Source organism: Herbaspirillum sp. YR522 (assembly GCF_000282575.1).
Lineage (GTDB): Bacteria > Pseudomonadota > Gammaproteobacteria > Burkholderiales > Burkholderiaceae_D > Herbaspirillum.
On record NZ_AKJA01000010.1, the window covers coordinates 36,118 to 53,744 of the forward strand.

Below are 17,627 nucleotides of genomic sequence, written 5' to 3' on the forward strand. Positions count from 1 at the left end.
GCGCGCCTTGCGGATCGATCCCGCCATGGCAGTCGGCTCATTATCGCCGAATCAACTGATAGTTCAAGCTTTTGACTTAAGCGACCCGGGCCGTCAACATCCGCCAAACACCGGCTTCCTTTTTTGCAGGAAGGCCTGCATGCCTTCCTTCTGGTCCTGCGTATCGAACAGCATCTGGAAGGCGCGGCGCTCCAATGCCAGCGCCGTCTCCAGCGGTACGTCCTGCCCCTGCTGCATGACCTCGCGGATGGCGCGCACCGCCAGCGGCGGCATGCCGGCGATGGTCGCGGCCAGGGCGCGGGCGGCGTCCAGTGCGCGGCCGTCCTCGACCACGTCCGACACCATGCCCATGGCCAAGGCCTGCTGCGCGCTGACCGGCTCCCCGGTCAGGATCAGCTTCATGGCCTGGTACTTGCCGATGGTGCGCACCAGGCGCTGGGTACCGCCGGCTCCGGGCATGATGCCGACCCGGATCTCGGGCTGGCCAAACCGGGCGCTGGCACCGGCCACGATCAGGTCGCAGCACAGCGCCAGTTCGCAACCGCCGCCCAGCGCATAGCCTTCGACGGCGGCCACCAGCACCTTGTCCGAGGCGCGCAATGCATGGAAGACACGGTCGGTGGCCTGCAGCGTGTGCGAGGTGGGCGTCATGTCCAGCATCTCGCCGATATCGGTGCCGGCGACAAAATACGACCCGGCGCCGGTCAGGATGATGACCCGCAGGTCGGCCTCGCCGGCGAGCGACTGCAGCATGTCGGCCAACAGGTTCTTGACCCGCAGGTTGAGCGCATTGCGGCGCTCGGGACGGTCGATGGTAATGATGGCGATGGCCGGTTGCGGCCGCTCGCACCTCACCGGCGCCCGGCCGCCGTCGCCGGCGTTGTCGATGTCGCTCATACCCGCTCCATCAGCAGTGCAATGCCCTGGCCCACGCCGATGCACATGGTGCATAGCGCATAGCGGCCCTGGCGCAGTTCCAGTTCGCGCAGCGCCGACATCACCAGTCGTGCGCCGCTCATGCCCAGCGGATGTCCCAGGGCGATCGCGCCGCCGTTTGGATTGACGTGTTCGGCGTCGTCCGGCAGGCCCAGCTGGCGCAGCACGGCGATGCCCTGCGAGGCGAAGGCTTCGTTCAGTTCGATGACGTCGAGGTCGGCCACGCCCAGCTTGTGCCGGGCCAGCAGCTTCTGCGTGGCCGGCACCGGTCCCATGCCCATGACGCGCGGCGCCACCCCGGCGCTGGCCATCCCCAGCACGCGTGCGCGCGGCGTCAGGCCCAGGCGCTGCGCCTTGGCCGCCGACGCCACCAGCATCGCCGCGGCGCCATCGTTGATGCCCGATGCATTGCCGGCGGTGACGCTGCCACCGGCCCGGAAAGCCGGTTTGAGCCTGGCCAATTGGTCCAGGCTGGTGTCGCCGCGCGGATGTTCGTCGGTGTCGAACAGCACCGCCTGGCGCCCCTGGCGCACCTGTATCCCGGCGATTTCCTGCGCCAGCCGGCCGCTGGCCTGTGCCCGCGCGGCCCGTTGCTGGCTGCGCCAGGCAAAGGCGTCCTGGTCGGCGCGCGAGATGCCATGGTCGGTGGCGACGTTCTCGGCGGTCTCGCCCAGCGATTCGGTGCCGTACAGCTCGCTCATGCGGGCATTGATCATGCGCCAGCCGATGGTGGTGTCGGCCATCAGCGCTTCGCGGCTGAAGGCCTTTTCGGCCTTGGCCACCACGAACGGCGCGCGGCTCATGCTCTCGACGCCACCGGCCAGGTAAAACTCGCCGTCGCCGGCGCGGATGGCGCGTACCGCGGTGCCGACCGCATCCATGCCGGAGCCGCACAGCCGGTTGACGGTGGAGCCACCGACCTGCAGCGGCAGTTGCGCCAACAGTGCCGCCATGCGCGCCACATTGCGGTTGTCCTCGCCGGCCTGGTTGGCGCAACCGAGGATGACGTCGTCCAGCTGGCCCCAGTCCAGCCCCGGATTGCGTTGCATCAGCGCCAGGATCGGCGCCGCCGCCAGGTCGTCGGCGCGGGTGCCGGACAGCGCGCCGCCGTAGCGGCCGATGGGGGTGCGTACGGCATCGCAGATGAAGGCATCGATGGTCATGGGTGGCGCTCTCCAGTAAAGAATGTGCGGTTCGACAGCGCCATGCGCGCCAGCAGCGGCGAAACCCGATAGCGGTCTTCACCGTAGCCCTGGCCCAGATGGCGGATCACGCGGCCGATATGGGCGATGCCGACCCGGTCGGCCCAGGCCAGCGGTCCAAGCGGGTAATTGACGCCGTTGACCATCGCCAGGTCGACATCGGCGGCCACGGCAATGCCCTGCTGCACGGCATCGGCCCCTTCATTGGCCAGCATGGCCACGGTACGCATGACGACCAGGCCGGGACAGTCGTCCAGCACCACCACCTGCTTGCCGAGGCGACGGAAAAAGGCGATCGCCGTCTGCAGGCTGGCCGGTGGCGCCTGGTCGGCGCGGGCGACGGCGATGGCGCCGGCGCTGCGGTAATCGAGTGCCAGGTCGAACAGCACCTGTACGCCGTCGGCGGCATGTCGCTCGGTGGCGCTGCGGCCATCGGTCAAGGCCAGCGTGACGCCATCCACATGCAGCACGCCGGCGCCATCGGTGACACGCACTGCCAGTCCGGCGTGGTGGGCCAGGTCGATCAACGCGGCGGCCACGCCGAGTTCGCCTTCGGCCGCCACGTCGCGCACCTGTGGCGGTGGTGGCAGGTGGTCGGCGGGCGTGGCAACGGCCGGCGTCGTGGGCGCGACGGCGTCATGATGGTAGAAGCCACGCCCGCTCTTGCGGCCCAGCCAGCCGGCGTCGACCAGCTCCTTCTGCAGCAGGGAAGGCTTGTAGCGCGGGTCCTGGTAGAGCGCGTCGTAGACCGATCTGGTGACGGCATAGTTGATGTCGTGGCCGATCAGGTCCATCAATTCGAAGGCGCCCATGCGAAACCCGCCGGCCTGGCGCAGCACTTTGTCGAGCGTGGCGACGTCGGCCGCGCCCTCGGCCAGCAGGCGCAACGCCTCGCCGTAGAAGGGGCGAGCGATGCGATTGACGATGAAGCCGGGCGTGGAGCTGCAATGCACGGGGATCTTGTTCCAGGCGCGGGCGGTGTCGAAGACCGTCTCGAGCGCCTGCCGGTCGCTGGCCTTGCCGCGCACCACCTCGACCAGGGGCAGGACCGGCGCGGGATTGAAGAAATGCATGCCGACCACCTGCTGCGGTCGTTGCAGGCCGGCGGCGATGGCCGTGATCGAGAGCGACGATGTATTGGAGGCGATGATCGCGCCCGGCTGCAACAGCGACTCGACTTGCGACAGCACCTCGATCTTGACGTCCAGGCGCTCGACGATGGCTTCGATCACCAACGCCGCCGGCGCCAGGTCCTGCAGTGTGCCGCCATGCAGGCGCGCGAGGCGCTCGTCATGCTGTTGCCGGCTGATCCTGCCCTTCTCGAGCAGCCTGCCATAGCTGGCCCTGATCGACGCCAGTGCGTGCGCCAGTGCCGCCGGTGCGGCATCATGCAGCACCACCGGATGGCCGGCATTGAGGGCGACCTGGGCGATGCCGCTGCCCATGGCGCCGGCGCCGATGACGCCGATCGTTTGTTGCGGATGCAGTGCGCTCATGAAAAAGCCTTGCAGGGGATAAGCGGGTTGGACGAAGGCATCGGGCCGACTCAGGCTGCGCGTTTGGGCGGCTTGACGCCGATGAGCAGGGTCACTGCCCCCAGCAGCATCCAGGCGCCGAAGTAGTACTGGCCGGTGGAGAGGCTGCCGGTGGTGCTGGACAGCCAGCCCACCAGCATCGGGCTGAACACGCTGCCGATGCCGGCCAGGGTGCTGAGCAGGGCGATGCCGGCGGCCAGCGCCGTGCCCGACAGGAACTGCGCCGGGATGATCCAGAACGGGCCGGTCAGGCTGAAGGTGCCGGCGGTGACCAGGGTCAGCATCAGCAGCGACAGCGGAATACTGCCCTGCACCGAGGGCAGCGCGATCCAGCCGATGCCGGCGATGACGGACGGGATCGCCACGTGCCAGCGACGTTCGCCGGTACGGTCGGAGTGGCGCGCATTGAGATACTGGAGCACGATGGCGGCGGCAAAGGGGATCGCCGACAGCATGCCGATCATCGAGATGCTCTCGACGCCGGCCTTCCTGATGATGGTCGGCAGCCAGAAGAAGATGCCGCCGGTACCCACCAGCACGGCCACGCCCATGCCCGCCAGCCAGTAGAGCTGCGGGTTGACCAGCGCGTCGCGCAACGAGTGGCCGCCGCTGCGCGGCTTGCCGGCCTGGTCGGCATCCATGTCCGCCTGCACCAGCGCGCGTTGCTCGGGCGAGAGCCACCGGCTTTGGCCGGGTTTGTCATCCAGGTAGAGGTAGGCTGCCACGCCCAGCGCACAGGCCGGCAAGCCCTCGACGATGAACAGCCATTGCCAGCCGCGCATGCCGGCCACGCCGTCGAAGACATGCATCAGCCAGCCGGACAAGGGGCCGCCGATCAGCCCGGCCAGCGGGATGGATGCGGTAAACAGGGCGGTGAAACGGGCCCGGCGCGACAGCGGCACCCAGTAGGTCAGGTACAGCAGCATGCCGGGGAACAGGCCGGCCTCGGCCGCGCCCAGCAAAAAGCGCATGGCATAGAAATAGGTCTGGCTCTGCATGAACGCCAGCGCCGTGCAGAACAGGCCCCACAACACCATGATGCGCAACAGGGTCTTGCGGGCGCCGATCTTCTGCAGCCACAGGTTGCTCGGTACCTCGAACAGGATGTAGCCCACATAGAAGATACCGGCGCCGATACCGTAGATGGCATCGTCAAAGCCCAGGTCCGCCAGGAAATGCAGCTTGGCGAAACCGACGTTGGAGCGATCGATGAACGACACCACGTACACCAGCATCAGCAACGGCATGATGCGCCACAGGATCTTGCCATAGGTGGCCTCGGCCAACGCAGCCTGGTGTGGCACACCCGATTGGCCGGCGCTGCGGGCGCGGTCGGGGGAAAGGGAATCGGCGTTGCTCATCGGGTCTCCACGTTCGTTGTTGTTGTCTGAACGATGCTGCGCAAGGCATGCGCCGCCGGCCTGGCAGGACAGTGCATGCAACCAATAAGATCAAAAGGTCATACTTATGACCTAAGTGGGCAGCATACCCAGCAAGCTTCACGCTGTCAATCGCCACCGATGCTGTCGATGCGCCGATGCCGTCGGCGGTCGGCGCCGCCGCGGGGCGCTTGCGACGCCGGCACGCGCGGCGGCCGTCAGCGCGTCGGTTTTTTCTTCTGCAACTTGAGGTAGGCGCCGAACATGTCGGCCATGGCGTCGCCATAGCGGCGGATGTCCTCGGCGCTGCGCTGGCTGCGCGACAGGTGTTCGCCGACCGTGCCCAGGGTGGTCATGACCAGTTCGCCCGCCAGGTCGCGGGTGGCAGCGTCGACAGAGGGCAGAAGCTCGGCCATGAAGTTGCGCATCACTGCCTCCCAACCCTGGTCGACCTGCCGGGCTTCCAGCGCATCCCGGTATAACGGCGCGGCGTCGTCCAGGGCCATGCGCACCTGGGCTTCGTCGAATTCGGTCTGGATGAACGCATGTACCAGCTTACGCAACCGGTCCAGTGGTGCGCTGCCGGTGTCTTGCAGGATGTCGCACAGCATCTGCGTGGTCTGTTGCCATTCGTCGGCTTGCAGCCGGAACAGGATGGCGGCCTTGTTGGGAAAGTACTGGTACACCGAGCCCACGCTGACCCCGGCCTTTTCGGCCACCCTGGCGGTCGTGAAGCGCGGTGCGCCTTCCTTGACCAAAACCTGAACAGCCGCTTGCAGGATGGCGGCGACGAGGTCGGTCGAACGTGCTTGCTGGGGCGCTTTGCGCAGTGAAATCTGGGGGCGGCGACGATTGGTCATGGGCGGCGATGAATGCGAATAGTCAATGTGACGGATTCGTCAGATACTGAATGTGACGAATTGATCGTATTTTACCCCGGCGCTGCGAAGCGCCCCTTTTCTATTGGATCGACATGAACACACTCGCCACACCCGAAGTCGCCGCCACGCTGCAACGCCTGTTTTCCGAGGCCGCCGTGATATCGCCCGAGAGCAGTCTCTTCCTGTCCCGACTCGACGATGCCGAGCGGGCACGGCTCATGCGCAGCAAGACCGACTATGCCAGCTTCTATCACCAACTGCGGCATTTGCCGCTGGCCGTCTCCAGGCAGACCGGCGAACTGCTGTACATGCTGGCACGCGCCGGCGGTGCCCGTTCGATCATCGAATTCGGCACTTCCTTCGGGGTGTCGGCGCTGTACCTGGCATCGGCCTTGCGCGATAACGGCGGCGGCCGCCTCATCAGCACCGAATTCGAGGCTTCCAAGATCGGGCGAGCGCGTGAGGCGCTGCACGAGGCCAAATTGCTGGACATCGTCGAGCTGCGTGAAGGCGATGCCTTGCAGACCCTGGCCGGCGACCTGCCGGACGAGATCGACCTGCTGTTCCTGGATGGCGCCAAGGGCCTGTATCCGGAAGTGTTGCAGCTGGTGCAAGGGCGACTGCGGCCGGGCGCCATGGTGGTCGCCGATGACGCCGCCACCAACCCGGACTATCAGCAGTACATGCGCCAGGCCGGCAACGGCTATCGGTCCATCCCGCTGGGCGACGGTCTCGAGCTGTCGCTGCGCCTGGGCTGACAACGAAGGCTCGATCAAAGGATTTCCATGACTACCATGAACCATCAACAAGACAATAATGCGCCCGCGGCGGCGCCCACGGTGAACGTGTTCCTCAAGCTGGCACCGATCACGCTGGCGGTGTTCATCGCCTTCATGACCATCGGCATCCAGCTGCCGGTACTGCCCCTGCACCTGCATGCGGCGCTGGGCATGAGCACCACCGTGGTGGGGCTGGTGGTGGGCGCCCAGTTCGTGGCCGCGCTGCTGTCGCGCGCCTGGGCCGGCAACTTCGCCGACCTGCGCGGCGCCAAGCGGGCGCTGCAAGTCGGCGCCCTGAATGCCTCGGCCTCGGGATTGCTGTACCTGGTGTCACTGTCGTTGACCGACACGCCCGCGGCCAGCGTGGCGCTGTTGCTGGCCGGGCGCGTGCTGCTGGCGCTGGGCGAGAGCCTGATCGTCACCGGCACCATGGGTTGGGGCATCGGCCTGGTGGGACCGCACAATGGCGGCAAGGTCATGGCCTGGCTCGGCATGGCCATGTTCGCCGCCTACGCCCTGGGGGCGCCGGCCGGAATCGCGCTCGAGCACCAGTGGGGCTTCGCCGGCATTGCCGCGGCATCGGTGCTGATCCCGCTGGGCGCGCTGGCGGTGGTGGCGGGCGTGCGTGCGGTGCCGCCGACGGCAACCCGGCGCACCCCGTTCTACAAGGTGCTGGGTGCGGTGTGGCGGCCGGGTGTCGGCCTGGCCTTGTCCAGCGTCGGCTTTGGCGTGATCACCGGCTTCATCGCCCTGCTGTTCGCCGCCCACCAATGGGGCAGCGCATCGCTGGCGTTCTCGGCCTTCGGCGCGGCCTTCATCGTCGCGCGCCTCTTGTTCGGCCATCTTCCCGACCGCCTGGGCGGGGCGCGCGTGGCGCTGGTGTGCGTGGTGATCGAGGCGATCGGTCAGTGGCTGATCTGGGATGCGCATAGCGCATCGAGCGCCTACTGGGGGGCTGCCTTGACCGGCTTCGGCTATTCGCTGGCCTTCCCGGGCTTCGGCGTGGAGGCAATGCGACGCGCGCCGGCGCAGGCGCGCGGGCTGGCCATGGGCGCGTATGTCGCCTTCCTCGATATCGCGCTGGGGGTTGCCAGCCCGCTGGCCGGCTGGCTGGCCACTTCCCAGGGCGTGGCATCGGTCTACCTGGGCGGCGCGGTCGCAGCGGCGTTGTCGTTCCTGGTGGCGCTGCTGCTGATGCTGCGCGCGCCCGGCACGGCCGGGCATGGCTAGCCGTCCCGGGTGCCAGCCTGGCGCAAACGGTCGCGCCATCGACCGGCTGTCGATGGCGGCATCCCGGACAGCAGCAGGCGTGGGAAGGTGAACAGATCGCAGGCACCAGTAGCGTGGTGGCGCGCTGCGCAGTCCAGGGGCCTGGCGCGCAGTGCGGGCCGGCATCGGGCAAGCTACTTGACTGGCGCCGGAGCGGGGCATATTATGCATACACATCGTTGCATATGCATATATAAGCCGACCCATGAGCAAAGACCTTTGCACCTGTTCGCCGCTGCGTCGCCTGACCCGTCGCATCACGATCATCTATGACCATCACCTGGCGGCCGACGCCTTGACCATCACGCAGTACTCGCTGATCAGTCGCATCGGCCGTGTGCCGGTGGCCAATCCCGAGCTGGCGGTGGTCATGGGCATGGACCGCAGCACCTTGTCGCGGGCGCTCAAGCCCCTGATCGCGGCCGGCTGGATCGAGACCTTCGACCCGCCTGCCGAGGCCCATCTCGACAAGCGTTCGTTCGTGCTGCAACTGACGGCCGCTGGTCGGGCCAAGCTGGACCAGGCGCGCCCGAACTGGCAACGCGCGCAAGACGAGATCGATCGATTGCTGGGGCCGGAATTGTCGGATCGCCTGGACCAGGCGGTGAGCGACTCCTACCAGCGGCTGCAACCGGAATGAATACCGGCTATCCGCGATCGCGCCTGGCTACATCCATCACAACGCCTTTCCCGCCAAACCTCCACTTTTCGCTCCCATGAACAAGCTCACTCAATCGCTCGCCAATACCGTGGCGGCCCGGTTCCACTACGCGTGGATCGTGGTCGGCGTGATCTTCCTGGTCCTGCTTTGCTCGGCCGGCATCCGTGCCACGCCTTCGGTCATGATCCTGCCGCTGGAGCAGGAATTCGGCTGGAGCCGCTCCACCATTTCCATGGTGATCTCGGTCAACATCGCGCTGTACGGCCTGATCGGCCCGTTCTCGGCGGCCGCCATGCAACGCTTCGGCATACGGAGCGTGGTGCTGGCGGCGCTGGCCTTATTGGCCTTGGGCACGGCCTTGAGTACGTTGATGCAGATGCCGTGGCACATGTTGCTGTCGTGGGGGCTGCTGGTGGGCGTGGGCACCGGGGTGGCCGCCAATACGCTGGGCGCCACCATCGTGGGACGCTGGTTCGAGAAGCGGCGCGGCCTGGCCATGGGCCTCTTGACCGCCAGCGCCGCCACCGGCCAGATGGTGTTCCTGCCGCTGATGGCGGCGATGGTGGGGGCCTACGGCTGGCGCTCGGTGGCGATCCTGGTGTCGGTGGTGGCGCTGCTGGCCATTCCGCTGGTGTGGCTGCTGCTGCCGGAAAGTCCCTCGGCCATCGGCACCACCATGCTGGGCCAGGCCGACGATCATCAGGAACCGACGCCGACCCGCAAGAATCCGTTGGCGATTGCCTTCGGCGCACTGCGCACCTCGGCCCGCATGCCAGACTTCTGGCTGCTGTTCTTGAGCTTCTTCGTTTGCGGCCTGTCCACCAACGGCTACATCGGCACCCAGTTCATCGCCATGTGCAACGACTATGGCATCAATGAAGTCGGCGGCGCGTCGATCCTGGCCGCGATGGGCCTGCTGGACCTGGTCGGCACCACGCTGTCGGGCTGGCTGTCGGATCGCTACAATCCGCGCGTGCTGCTGTTCTGGTATTACGGCCTGCGCGGCATCGCCCTGATCTTCCTGCCGTATGCCTTCGGCCTGCAGTACTACGGCCTGGCCATCTTCGCCGTCTTCTATGGCCTGGACTGGATCGCGACCGTGCCGCCCACGGTACGCCTGGCCAACGACGTCTTCGGTCGCGCAGCCGCTCCGATCGTGTTCGGCTGGATCGTCGCCGGTCACCAGCTGGGCGCGGCCACCGCCACCACCGTGGCTGGCTATCTGCGGGCCACGCTGGGCAACTACACCTTGTCGTCGATCCTGATGGGCGTGGCCTGCCTGGTGGGCGCCGTGCTGGTGTTGCGCATCAAGGGCCAGCAGGCCATGCCGCATCCCGCCACGGCCTGAGCCCATCGCATGGGTCGATGGCCGGCATAAGCACGGCGCATGAAGCGTCGTGCCAAAGCTGGCTATACTGCCCGGCGACCCAACAGCGGGGAGCCGCGCATGAGCACCAGCACCGATACGCCTCCGATGAGCTCACCCGGCGCGCGCCCGTTGCTGCCGCTGGTGGGGATCATCTTCTGCGAGTTCCTGTCGATCGGCATTCCGCTGCCGGCGCTGCCGTTGCATGTCAATGGCGGGCTCGGGTACAGCGCCCTGGTGGTGGGCTGGGTGGTCGGCATCCAGTCGTTCTCGACGATTCTTTCACGTCAATTCTCCGGTTCCTATTGTGATCGCCACGGCCCCCGGCGCGCGGTATGCGTCGGCTTGCCGCTGGCCGCCGCGGCCGGGCTGCTGTACCTGGCCTCGACCTGGATCGCCGATCCGGGCGCGAGCCTGGCGGTGTTGATCCTCGGCCGCCTGCTGATGGGACCAGCCGAGAGCCTGTATCTCACCGGCGCCATGACCTGGGGTATCGGACGCCTGGGGGTGGCCGGTACCGGGCGCGTGATGGCCTGGCAGGGCATGGCGATGTTCGCCGCGCTGGGCCTGGGCGGGCTGGTGGGCGTGGGCCTGCAGGAACGCTTCGGGTTTGCCGGCGTGGCCGGCGTCACCATCGCGCTGCCGCTGCTGGGCTGGGCCGTTGCCGCCGCGCTCGAGCCGCTGGCGGTCGTGCGGGGGCACGGCGATGGATTGCCGTTCGCAGCGGTGCTGCGCCTGATCGGGCGCTTCGGCATGGCCGCGGCCTTGAGCACGATGCCTTTCGCCATCCTTACCAGTTTCCTGGTGCTGCTCTACAGGCATCACGACTGGAGCGGGGCGGGGCAGGCCATCTTCGGCTTCTCGGCCGGCTTCATCGCGGTGCGGCTGCTGTTTGCCCATCTGCCCGAGCGCCTGGGCGCGCACCGGGTTGCGGTGGCGTCGGTGGCCATCGAACTGTGCGGCCAATTGTTGCTCTGGTCGGCGCCGCATCCGACGCTGGCGCTGGTGGGCACGGTCGTGACCGGGATCGGATTCTCGCTGGTGTTTCCATCGATGGGCTTGCAGGCCATGGCCCGCGTGCCGGCCCATTCGCGTGGACTGGCGATCGCCGGTTTCATGGCCTGCGTGGATGTGGCCGCAGGACTGACCGGGCCGGTGGTGGGCATGGTCATCGGGTGGGCCGGCTATCCGAGCGCGTTTTTCAGTGGGGCGCTGGCCTGCGTGGCGGCATTGATGGTGATGACGCGCCCGCGCCGGGGCTGACGGCCGGGCAGTGTCGATGCACCCGGGCACGGCCCCGGCGATGCGGGACCGTGGCTTGGGTCAATCCCAGGTCGGCGCGAAGTCCGGATTGGCCAGGCGCTCGCCACGGTCCAATGCAGCGATGGCTTTCATCTCGGCGTCGCTCAGCTTGATCCCGGTGGCCTGCAGGTTGCTCTCCAGGTTGGCCCGGCGGGTCGACGAGGGGATCACCGCAAAGCCTTGCTGCAGCGACCAGGCCAGTGCCACCTGTGCCGCCGACACGCCATGCCTGGCGGCGATCTCGGCCAGCGTGGCGTCCTGCATCACCTTGCCGTAGGCCAGCGGCATGTAGGCCGTGAGGTGGATGTCGTGCGCACGGGCGAACTCGACCACCTTGCGGTTCTGCAGGAAAGGATGGATCTCGACCTGGTTGGTGGCGATCTCGTGCGCGCCCACGGTGGCGATGGCGGCCTGCAGGTGGGCGATAGTAAAGTTGGAGACCCCGATCAGGCGCGTCAGGCCCTGCTGCTTGGCCTCGGCCAGCGCCGCCATGTAGTCGGCCACGGGCAAGGCGTCATCCGGTGACGGCCAGTGGATCAGCGTCAGGTCGACCTGGTCCACGCGCAGCTTGTGCAGGCTTTCCTTGAGGCTGTCGACCAGGCGCTCGCGCGCCAGGTTCTCGGTCCAGATCTTGGTGGTGATGAACAACTGCTCGCGTGCCACGCCGGCGGCGGCCACGGCCTGGCCGACCTCGGCTTCGTTGCCATAGATCTGGGCCGTGTCGATGTGGCGGTAGCCCAGCGCCAGGCCGGCGGTGACCGAGTCGATCACCTGCTGGTCCTTGAGCCGGAAGGTGCCCAGGCCGAATGGAGGTATCTTGTTGGTAGTCATGCATATCCTTTCTTGGGTAACGAACGCCAGTATCACGCAGCGGGCGCTGGTCAGAAACCGGTCTGGTCACAAAACATTATTGAGGCGCGGTCAACAGTGCAAACGCAGGTTGTCGCTTTGGTAACGCTAACAGCCCGATGCTAGAATGCGCGCATGGTCGACACCGCTTTTCCTCCTTCCGTTCCAGCCGATGCCGAGCCGCGCCGCCGGGGTAGCCGCAAGAGCGCCGGCGGCATCACGCTGCGCGATGTGGCGCAATTGGCCGGCGTGGCGCCGATCACTGCCTCGCGCGCGCTCAATACGCCGCAGGCGGTGTCGCCCAGGGTGTTGCAGAAGGTGCGCGAAGCGGTCGAGCGCACCGGCTACGTGCCGAACCTGCTGGCCGGCGGCTTGGCGTCCAGCAAGAGCCGGTTGGTGGCGGTGGTGGTGCCCACGGTGATCGGCCCGGTATTCCAGGGCATCGTGCATACGCTCACCGAAACCCTGGCGGCGGCCGGTTACCAGGTCATGCTGGGCCAGAGCGGCTACGAGAATTCGCGCGAGGACGCCTTGCTGGAGGCGATCATCGGGCGCCGGCCCGATGGCGTGGTGCTGACCGGCATCATGCGTTCGCCCGAGGCCCGCAAGCGCCTGCTGGCCAGCGGCATTCCGGTGGTCGAGACCTGGGACCTGACACCCAACCCGATCGACATGCTGGTCGGGTTCTCGCATGAAGAGATCGGTCGCGAAGTGGCGCGCTACCTGCATCGCCTCGGCCGCAAGCGGGTGGCGGTGGTGGGCGGGCGCGACGAGCGCAGCCAACGCCGCATGAATGCCTTCGCCGAGCAGGCCGTGGCGCTGGGCATGGGGGCCGGCGACGGCGTGCCGATGCATGGCGTGGTCGCCCCGACCACGCTGGGCCAGGGCCGCGCCGGGCTGGTCGAACTGTTGCAGCGCCAGCCGGCCATCGATGCCGTCTTCTGCAGTTCCGACCTGCTGGCGCTGGGCGTGATGATCGAGGCCCAGGCGCGCGGCATGGCCATTCCGCGACAACTGGCGCTGGTCGGCTTCGGCGACCTCGATTTCGCCCGCGACCTGCAGCCGCAACTGACTACCGTGCGCATCGACGGCACCGCCATCGGCCAGCGCGCGGCGCGTTTCATCATCGACCGCGCCAACGGCGTCGAGATCGCCCAGCCGGTGCTCGATGTCGGCTTTTCCATCATTAGCCGCCACAGCGCGTAGGTTGCCCGCCACTTCCGGCAGCAAGCATTGCTGCGGCGCGGCATAATGGCGGATTGCCTCATCTTGCGCTGCGTGTCTCCATGGAAAAGATCATTGTCTACATCATCCCGGTGTTCCTCGTGCTCATCGGCGTGGAGTTCGCCTACGGCTATCTGCGCCGTCGCAACACCTATCGCCTGGCCGATGCGCTCAGCAGCCTGAGCCAGGGCGTCATCGGGCAACTGGTCGGCCTGGTCACGCAGCTGTTCCAGATCGGCCTGTACAGCATGGTCTATCGCGCCGTGGCGATCTTCCCGGCGGCGCGCTTCTGGCAGGGGGCGCTGGGCTGGCTGGCGGCAATCGTGCTGTTCGACTTCTTCGATTACTGGCTGCACCGCATGGGCCACGAGAATTCGCTGATGTGGGCGGCGCACGCGGTGCACCATCAAAGCCAGGATTTCAACCTGAGCACCGCCTTGCGCCAGGAGAGCACGGTAGTGCTGATCGGCTGGCTGTTCTACCTGCCCATGGCGGTGCTGGGCGTGCCACCCGAGCAATTCGCCATCGCCGGCCTGGTGGTGCTGGTCTACCAGTTCTGGATCCATACCGAACACATCGGCAAGCTGGGCTGGTTCGACCGGGTGTTCTCGTCTCCCTCCAACCATCGGGTCCACCACGCCGTCAACGACCAGTACCTGGACAAGAACTACGGCGGCATGCTGATCATCTGGGACCGGCTGTTCGGCACCTTCGCCGAGGAGCGCGAGCCCTGCGTGTATGGCACCCGCACCCCGCTCAACAGCTGGGACCCGTTGTGGGCGATCTCCAGCGGCTACTGGCAACTGGCGCACAGTGCCGCGGCGATGCCACGCTGGCAGGATCGCCTGAGGATCTGGTTCAAGCCGCCCGGCTGGCTGCCGCCCGGCATGCCCGCCAGCGGGCCGGCGTTCGACCTCGATGCCGCGCGCCAGCGCTACGAGATTGGCCTGCCGCGCTGGGCCAATGCACTGGCCATCGGCCAGTTTGCGCTGTTGCTGGGGGCCGCCGCGGCGCTGTTATGGGTCGCCGACGACGCATCCTACCTGCATCTGCTGGCTGCCAGCGCCGCCTGCCTGGTGGCGTTCTGGGCGCTGGGCGCGTTCCTGCAGCGGCGCCTCGGCGCCTTGGCCATGCTGGGCATCGACCTGGCGGCGGTGGCGGCTGCCTGGCTCGCCCTGAGCTGATTGCCCCCGCTCGACATGCCTTGCGGCAAGCGTTGACATTCAAAATTGGTACCGCTACCATTCAAACGACCTGATTTGGTACCGCTACCAAATCAACATACCAGCAACCGTGTCGATCTCGCCGTGCGCGGCCAAAGGAGTCAGCATTGAGCACCAGCCCATTGGCGGTCGCAGGCCGCGGCGCCCCCATCGTGGTCGACATGCGGGTGATCCCGGTGGCCGGCCACGACAGCATGCTGTTGAACCTGTCCGGCGCCCACGGCCCCTACTTCACCCGCAATATCGTGATCCTCACCGACAGCGCCGGCCATACCGGCGTGGGCGAGGTGCCGGGCGGCGAGGCCATCCGCCAGACGCTGGAGGACGCTCGCAGCCTGGTGGTAGGGCAGTCGACGGGCAACTGGCAGGCGATCCTCAATCGCGCCCGCGGCGCCTTTGCCGAGCGCGACAGCGGCGGACGTGGCCTGCAGACCTTCGACTTGCGCATCGCCGTGCATGCCGTGACCGCGCTGGAGGCGGCGCTGCTGGACCTGCTGGGCCAGTTCCTGGCGGTGCCGGTGGCCGCGCTCCTGGGCCAGGGGCAGCAACGCGACGAGGTCGAGATGCTGGGCTACCTGTTCTATGTGGGCGATCGTCGCCAGACCGACCTGCCGTACCAGTCGGGCGCCGACGCCGAGGACGACTGGCAGCGCCTGCGCCATGAGGCAGCCCTGACGCCGCAGGCCATCGTGCGCCTGGCCGAGGCGGCCTACCAGCGTTACGGCTTCAACGATTTCAAGCTCAAGGGGGGCGTCATGCGGGGCGAGGAAGAGATCGCTGCCGTCACCGCCCTGGCCGAGCGGTTTCCGCAGGCGCGCATCACGCTGGACCCCAACGGCGGCTGGCTGCTCAAGGATGCCATCAGGCTGTGCCGCGACCAGCATCATGTGCTGGCCTATGCCGAAGACCCGTGCGGCGCCGAGGACGGCTACTCCGGCCGCGAGGTGATGGCTGAGTTCCGCCGCGCCACCGGCTTGCAGACCGCCACCAACATGGTGGCCACCGACTGGCGCCAGATGGGCCATGCGATCTCGCTGCAATCGGTCGATATCCCGTTGGCCGACCCCCACTTCTGGACCATGCAGGGTTCGGTGCGGGTGGCGCAGATGTGCCACGAATGGGGCCTGACCTGGGGTTCCCATTCCAATAATCACTTCGATATCTCGCTGGCGATGTTCACCCATGTGGCAGCCGCCGCGCCGGGACGCATCACCGCCATCGACACGCACTGGATCTGGCAGGACGGCCAGCGCCTGACGCAGGCGCCGCTGCAGATCGTGGGCGGGCGGGTCAGGGTACCCACCGCGCCGGGCCTGGGCGTGCAGCTCGACATGGCGCAGGTGGAAGCGGCGCACCAGCTGTATCGCAACATGGGACTGGGCGCGCGCGACGATGCGGTGGCGATGCAATACCTGATCCCGGGCTGGACATTCGATCACAAGAGGCCTTGCCTGGTGCGCTGACTTCGCGTTCGGCGCCACCAGGCGGCCCTCACCCACAAGAGCGTCCACAGGCGCCGGTTCGCACTCTTTCCAGTCAACAGAAGCATCGAGTCCTTCAGAGGAGACACGCTCGTGAGCCATCCATCCATGCCGGCCGGCGCTGCCGAACCGGCCAATCTCGTCCTTACCGGTGCGGTGGCCAAGATCAAGTGGCGCATCCTGCCGCTGTTCGTGGTGATGTTCATCGTCAACTATATCGACCGCGTCAACATCGGCTTCGTGCGCACCCACCTGGCAGCCGATTTGGGTATCGGGGCGGCCGCCTTCGGCCTGGGCGCGGGCCTGTTCTTTGTCGGCTATGCGCTGTTCGAGGTGCCATCCAACATGTTGCTGCAGCGCTACGGCGCCAAGGCATGGCTGACCCGGATCATGTTTACCTGGGGCCTGGTGGCGGCGCTGATGGCCTTCGTGCATAGCGAGACCAGCTTCTACTTCATGCGCTTGCTGCTGGGCGTGGCCGAGGCCGGGTTCTTCCCGGGCGTGGTGTATTACTTTACGCAATGGTTGCCCAACCACGAGCGCGGACGTGCGATGGCGGTGTTCCTGTCGGGCTCGGCGATTGCCTCCATCCTGTCGGGGCCGGTCACCGGGGCCTTGCTGATGGTGGAGGGTAGCGGCCTGCATGGCTGGCAATGGATGTTCCTCATCGAGGGTGGTGTCTCGATGGCCCTGTGCGTGGTGGTGTGGGTGATGCTCGATTCGACGCCGCGCGATGCCAGGTGGCTGCAGCCGGACGAACGCGACGCGGTGGCGGCGGTGATCGCCGCCGAGCAGCAGGAGCGCGCCGCCAGTCGCGGGCCGCAGGTTTCGGTGCTGGGCCTGCTGCGCGACCCGCAGATAGTGCTGTTCTGCTTCATCTACTTCGCCATCCAGCTGACCATCTACGGCGCCACCTTCTGGCTGCCGACCATCATCAAGAAGATGGGCCAGTTCAACGACTTCCAGGTCGGCCTGTTCAATTCGATTCCCTGGATCGTGTCGATCCTGGCCATGTACTGTTTCGCGGTGCTGGCCGGGCGTTTCAGGAACCAGCAGGCATGGGTCGCGCTGACGCTGGTGATCTCGGCCATCGGCATGTGCATCTCGGCCTTCAGCGGGCCGGTGGTGGGGTTTGTCGCGGTGTGCTTTGCGGGGATCGGTTTCAAGGCCGCGTCGTCGTTGTTCTGGCCGATTCCGCAAGGCTATCTCGATGCCCGCATCGCCGCGGCGGTGCTGGCGCTGATCAACTCCCTGGGCAACCTGGGCGGCTTCTTCGCCCCGGCCACGTTCGGCTACCTGGAGCAGAAGACCGGTTCGATCCAGGGCGGCCTGTATGCGCTGTCGGGCGCATCGCTGGTGGCGGCGATGCTGGTCTTCCTGGCGCGCACCAGGCCGCAGGCCGAGGTCGGCGCGGCGCCCGGGCAGGGCGCGGGCGCCAAGCGCACCGTCTGACGCACGCCAGGTCGCCGGGGCATGACGCCGGCGGCCTAGATGGATTTCTCCCGGGGACCGCTCCTCGTTTGCGCTCCCTGTCGGGGGC

The 17,627-nt window shown here is 67.2% G+C and carries 15 protein-coding genes; 9 read left to right on the forward strand and 6 right to left on the reverse strand.

The window, feature by feature from the left end:
• Positions 1–93 precede the first annotated feature (93 nt).
• The 5 genes from PMI40_RS00985 to PMI40_RS01005 all read right to left on the reverse strand — a co-directional run bounded on the left by PMI40_RS00985 (position 94) and on the right by PMI40_RS01005 (position 5,912).
• Positions 94–897: an enoyl-CoA hydratase-related protein gene (locus tag PMI40_RS00985; protein WP_008111207.1), complete on the reverse strand. Its 804-nt coding sequence runs from the start codon at positions 895–897 to the stop codon at positions 94–96.
• Positions 894–2,099 carry a 3-oxoadipyl-CoA thiolase gene (pcaF, locus tag PMI40_RS00990; protein ID WP_008111209.1) on the reverse strand — a complete coding sequence of 402 codons (1,206 nt, stop codon included), beginning with the start codon at positions 2,097–2,099 and terminating at the stop codon, positions 894–896. Before pcaF ends, PMI40_RS00985 begins: the two co-directional genes overlap by 4 nt.
• A complete protein-coding gene (locus tag PMI40_RS00995; RefSeq protein WP_008111211.1) occupies positions 2,096–3,634 on the reverse strand; it encodes a 3-hydroxyacyl-CoA dehydrogenase in 1,539 nt (512 codons plus the stop codon). Before PMI40_RS00995 ends, pcaF begins: the two co-directional genes overlap by 4 nt.
• A gap of 50 nt (positions 3,635–3,684) precedes the next feature.
• A complete protein-coding gene (locus tag PMI40_RS01000) occupies positions 3,685–5,034 on the reverse strand; it encodes an MFS transporter (RefSeq protein ID WP_008111213.1) in 1,350 nt (449 codons plus the stop codon).
• 236 nt (positions 5,035–5,270) lie between these two features.
• Complete coding sequence (locus tag PMI40_RS01005) at positions 5,271–5,912, reverse strand: TetR family transcriptional regulator (RefSeq protein WP_008111214.1); 642 nt, start codon at positions 5,910–5,912, stop codon at positions 5,271–5,273.
• Positions 5,913–6,025: 113 nt separating this feature from the next.
• On the opposite strand from PMI40_RS01005, the gene PMI40_RS01010 reads away from it, so the two are divergent.
• The 5 genes from PMI40_RS01010 (at position 6,026) to PMI40_RS01030 (ending at position 11,271) form a co-directional block, all read left to right on the forward strand.
• Positions 6,026–6,691 (forward strand): O-methyltransferase, encoded by a 666-nt coding sequence (locus PMI40_RS01010; RefSeq protein WP_008111216.1) that lies wholly within the window; start codon positions 6,026–6,028, stop codon positions 6,689–6,691.
• 27 nt (positions 6,692–6,718) lie between these two features.
• Entirely contained in the window at positions 6,719–7,942 is a 1,224-nt protein-coding gene (locus PMI40_RS01015) for an arabinose transporter (protein ID WP_008111218.1), read from the forward strand.
• Positions 7,943–8,186: 244 nt separating this feature from the next.
• Positions 8,187–8,621 carry a MarR family winged helix-turn-helix transcriptional regulator gene (locus PMI40_RS01020; RefSeq protein ID WP_008111220.1) on the forward strand — a complete coding sequence of 145 codons (435 nt, stop codon included), beginning with the start codon at positions 8,187–8,189 and terminating at the stop codon, positions 8,619–8,621.
• 76 nt (positions 8,622–8,697) lie between these two features.
• The gene (locus tag PMI40_RS01025; RefSeq protein WP_008111222.1) at positions 8,698–9,990 is read left to right on the forward strand and encodes an MFS transporter; all 1,293 of its coding nucleotides are present in this window, start codon (positions 8,698–8,700) and stop codon (positions 9,988–9,990) included.
• Between the two features lie 99 nt (positions 9,991–10,089).
• Complete coding sequence (locus PMI40_RS01030; protein WP_008111224.1) at positions 10,090–11,271, forward strand: MFS transporter; 1,182 nt, start codon at positions 10,090–10,092, stop codon at positions 11,269–11,271.
• Between the two features lie 60 nt (positions 11,272–11,331).
• Here PMI40_RS01030 and dkgB read toward each other — a convergent pair whose 3' ends face one another.
• Positions 11,332–12,141, reverse strand: coding sequence for a 2,5-didehydrogluconate reductase DkgB (dkgB, locus tag PMI40_RS01035; protein ID WP_008111226.1), 810 nt, complete (start codon positions 12,139–12,141; stop codon positions 11,332–11,334).
• Positions 12,142–12,294: 153 nt separating this feature from the next.
• Between dkgB and PMI40_RS01040 the strand changes: the two genes are divergently transcribed.
• The 4 genes from PMI40_RS01040 (at position 12,295) to PMI40_RS01055 (ending at position 17,539) form a co-directional block, all read left to right on the forward strand.
• Positions 12,295–13,365: a LacI family DNA-binding transcriptional regulator gene (locus PMI40_RS01040; protein ID WP_008111227.1), complete on the forward strand. Its 1,071-nt coding sequence runs from the start codon at positions 12,295–12,297 to the stop codon at positions 13,363–13,365.
• A gap of 80 nt (positions 13,366–13,445) precedes the next feature.
• On the forward strand, positions 13,446–14,567 hold the full coding sequence (locus PMI40_RS01045; RefSeq protein WP_008111229.1) for a sterol desaturase family protein: 1,122 nt from the start codon (positions 13,446–13,448) through the stop codon (positions 14,565–14,567).
• Positions 14,568–14,713: 146 nt separating this feature from the next.
• Positions 14,714–16,069 (forward strand): glucarate dehydratase, encoded by a 1,356-nt coding sequence (gene gudD / locus PMI40_RS01050; protein WP_008111231.1) that lies wholly within the window; start codon positions 14,714–14,716, stop codon positions 16,067–16,069.
• Positions 16,070–16,195: 126 nt separating this feature from the next.
• Positions 16,196–17,539: an MFS transporter gene (locus tag PMI40_RS01055; protein WP_040501478.1), complete on the forward strand. Its 1,344-nt coding sequence runs from the start codon at positions 16,196–16,198 to the stop codon at positions 17,537–17,539.
• Positions 17,540–17,627 lie beyond the last annotated feature (88 nt).

Coding starts and splice junctions, on each gene's coding strand:
- PMI40_RS00985 (WP_008111207.1), bottom strand. CDS start 897: ATGAGCGACATCGACAACGCCGGCGACGGCGGCCGGGCGCCGGTGAGG.
- pcaF (WP_008111209.1), bottom strand. CDS start 2,099: ATGACCATCGATGCCTTCATCTGCGATGCCGTACGCACCCCCATCGGC.
- PMI40_RS00995 (WP_008111211.1), bottom strand. CDS start 3,634: ATGAGCGCACTGCATCCGCAACAAACGATCGGCGTCATCGGCGCCGGC.
- PMI40_RS01000 (WP_008111213.1), bottom strand. CDS start 5,034: ATGAGCAACGCCGATTCCCTTTCCCCCGACCGCGCCCGCAGCGCCGGC.
- PMI40_RS01005 (WP_008111214.1), bottom strand. CDS start 5,912: ATGACCAATCGTCGCCGCCCCCAGATTTCACTGCGCAAAGCGCCCCAG.
- PMI40_RS01010 (WP_008111216.1), top strand. CDS start 6,026: ATGAACACACTCGCCACACCCGAAGTCGCCGCCACGCTGCAACGCCTG.
- PMI40_RS01015 (WP_008111218.1), top strand. CDS start 6,719: ATGACTACCATGAACCATCAACAAGACAATAATGCGCCCGCGGCGGCG.
- PMI40_RS01020 (WP_008111220.1), top strand. CDS start 8,187: ATGAGCAAAGACCTTTGCACCTGTTCGCCGCTGCGTCGCCTGACCCGT.
- PMI40_RS01025 (WP_008111222.1), top strand. CDS start 8,698: ATGAACAAGCTCACTCAATCGCTCGCCAATACCGTGGCGGCCCGGTTC.
- PMI40_RS01030 (WP_008111224.1), top strand. CDS start 10,090: ATGAGCACCAGCACCGATACGCCTCCGATGAGCTCACCCGGCGCGCGC.
- dkgB (WP_008111226.1), bottom strand. CDS start 12,141: ATGACTACCAACAAGATACCTCCATTCGGCCTGGGCACCTTCCGGCTC.
- PMI40_RS01040 (WP_008111227.1), top strand. CDS start 12,295: ATGGTCGACACCGCTTTTCCTCCTTCCGTTCCAGCCGATGCCGAGCCG.
- PMI40_RS01045 (WP_008111229.1), top strand. CDS start 13,446: ATGGAAAAGATCATTGTCTACATCATCCCGGTGTTCCTCGTGCTCATC.
- PMI40_RS01055 (WP_040501478.1), top strand. CDS start 16,196: ATGCCGGCCGGCGCTGCCGAACCGGCCAATCTCGTCCTTACCGGTGCG.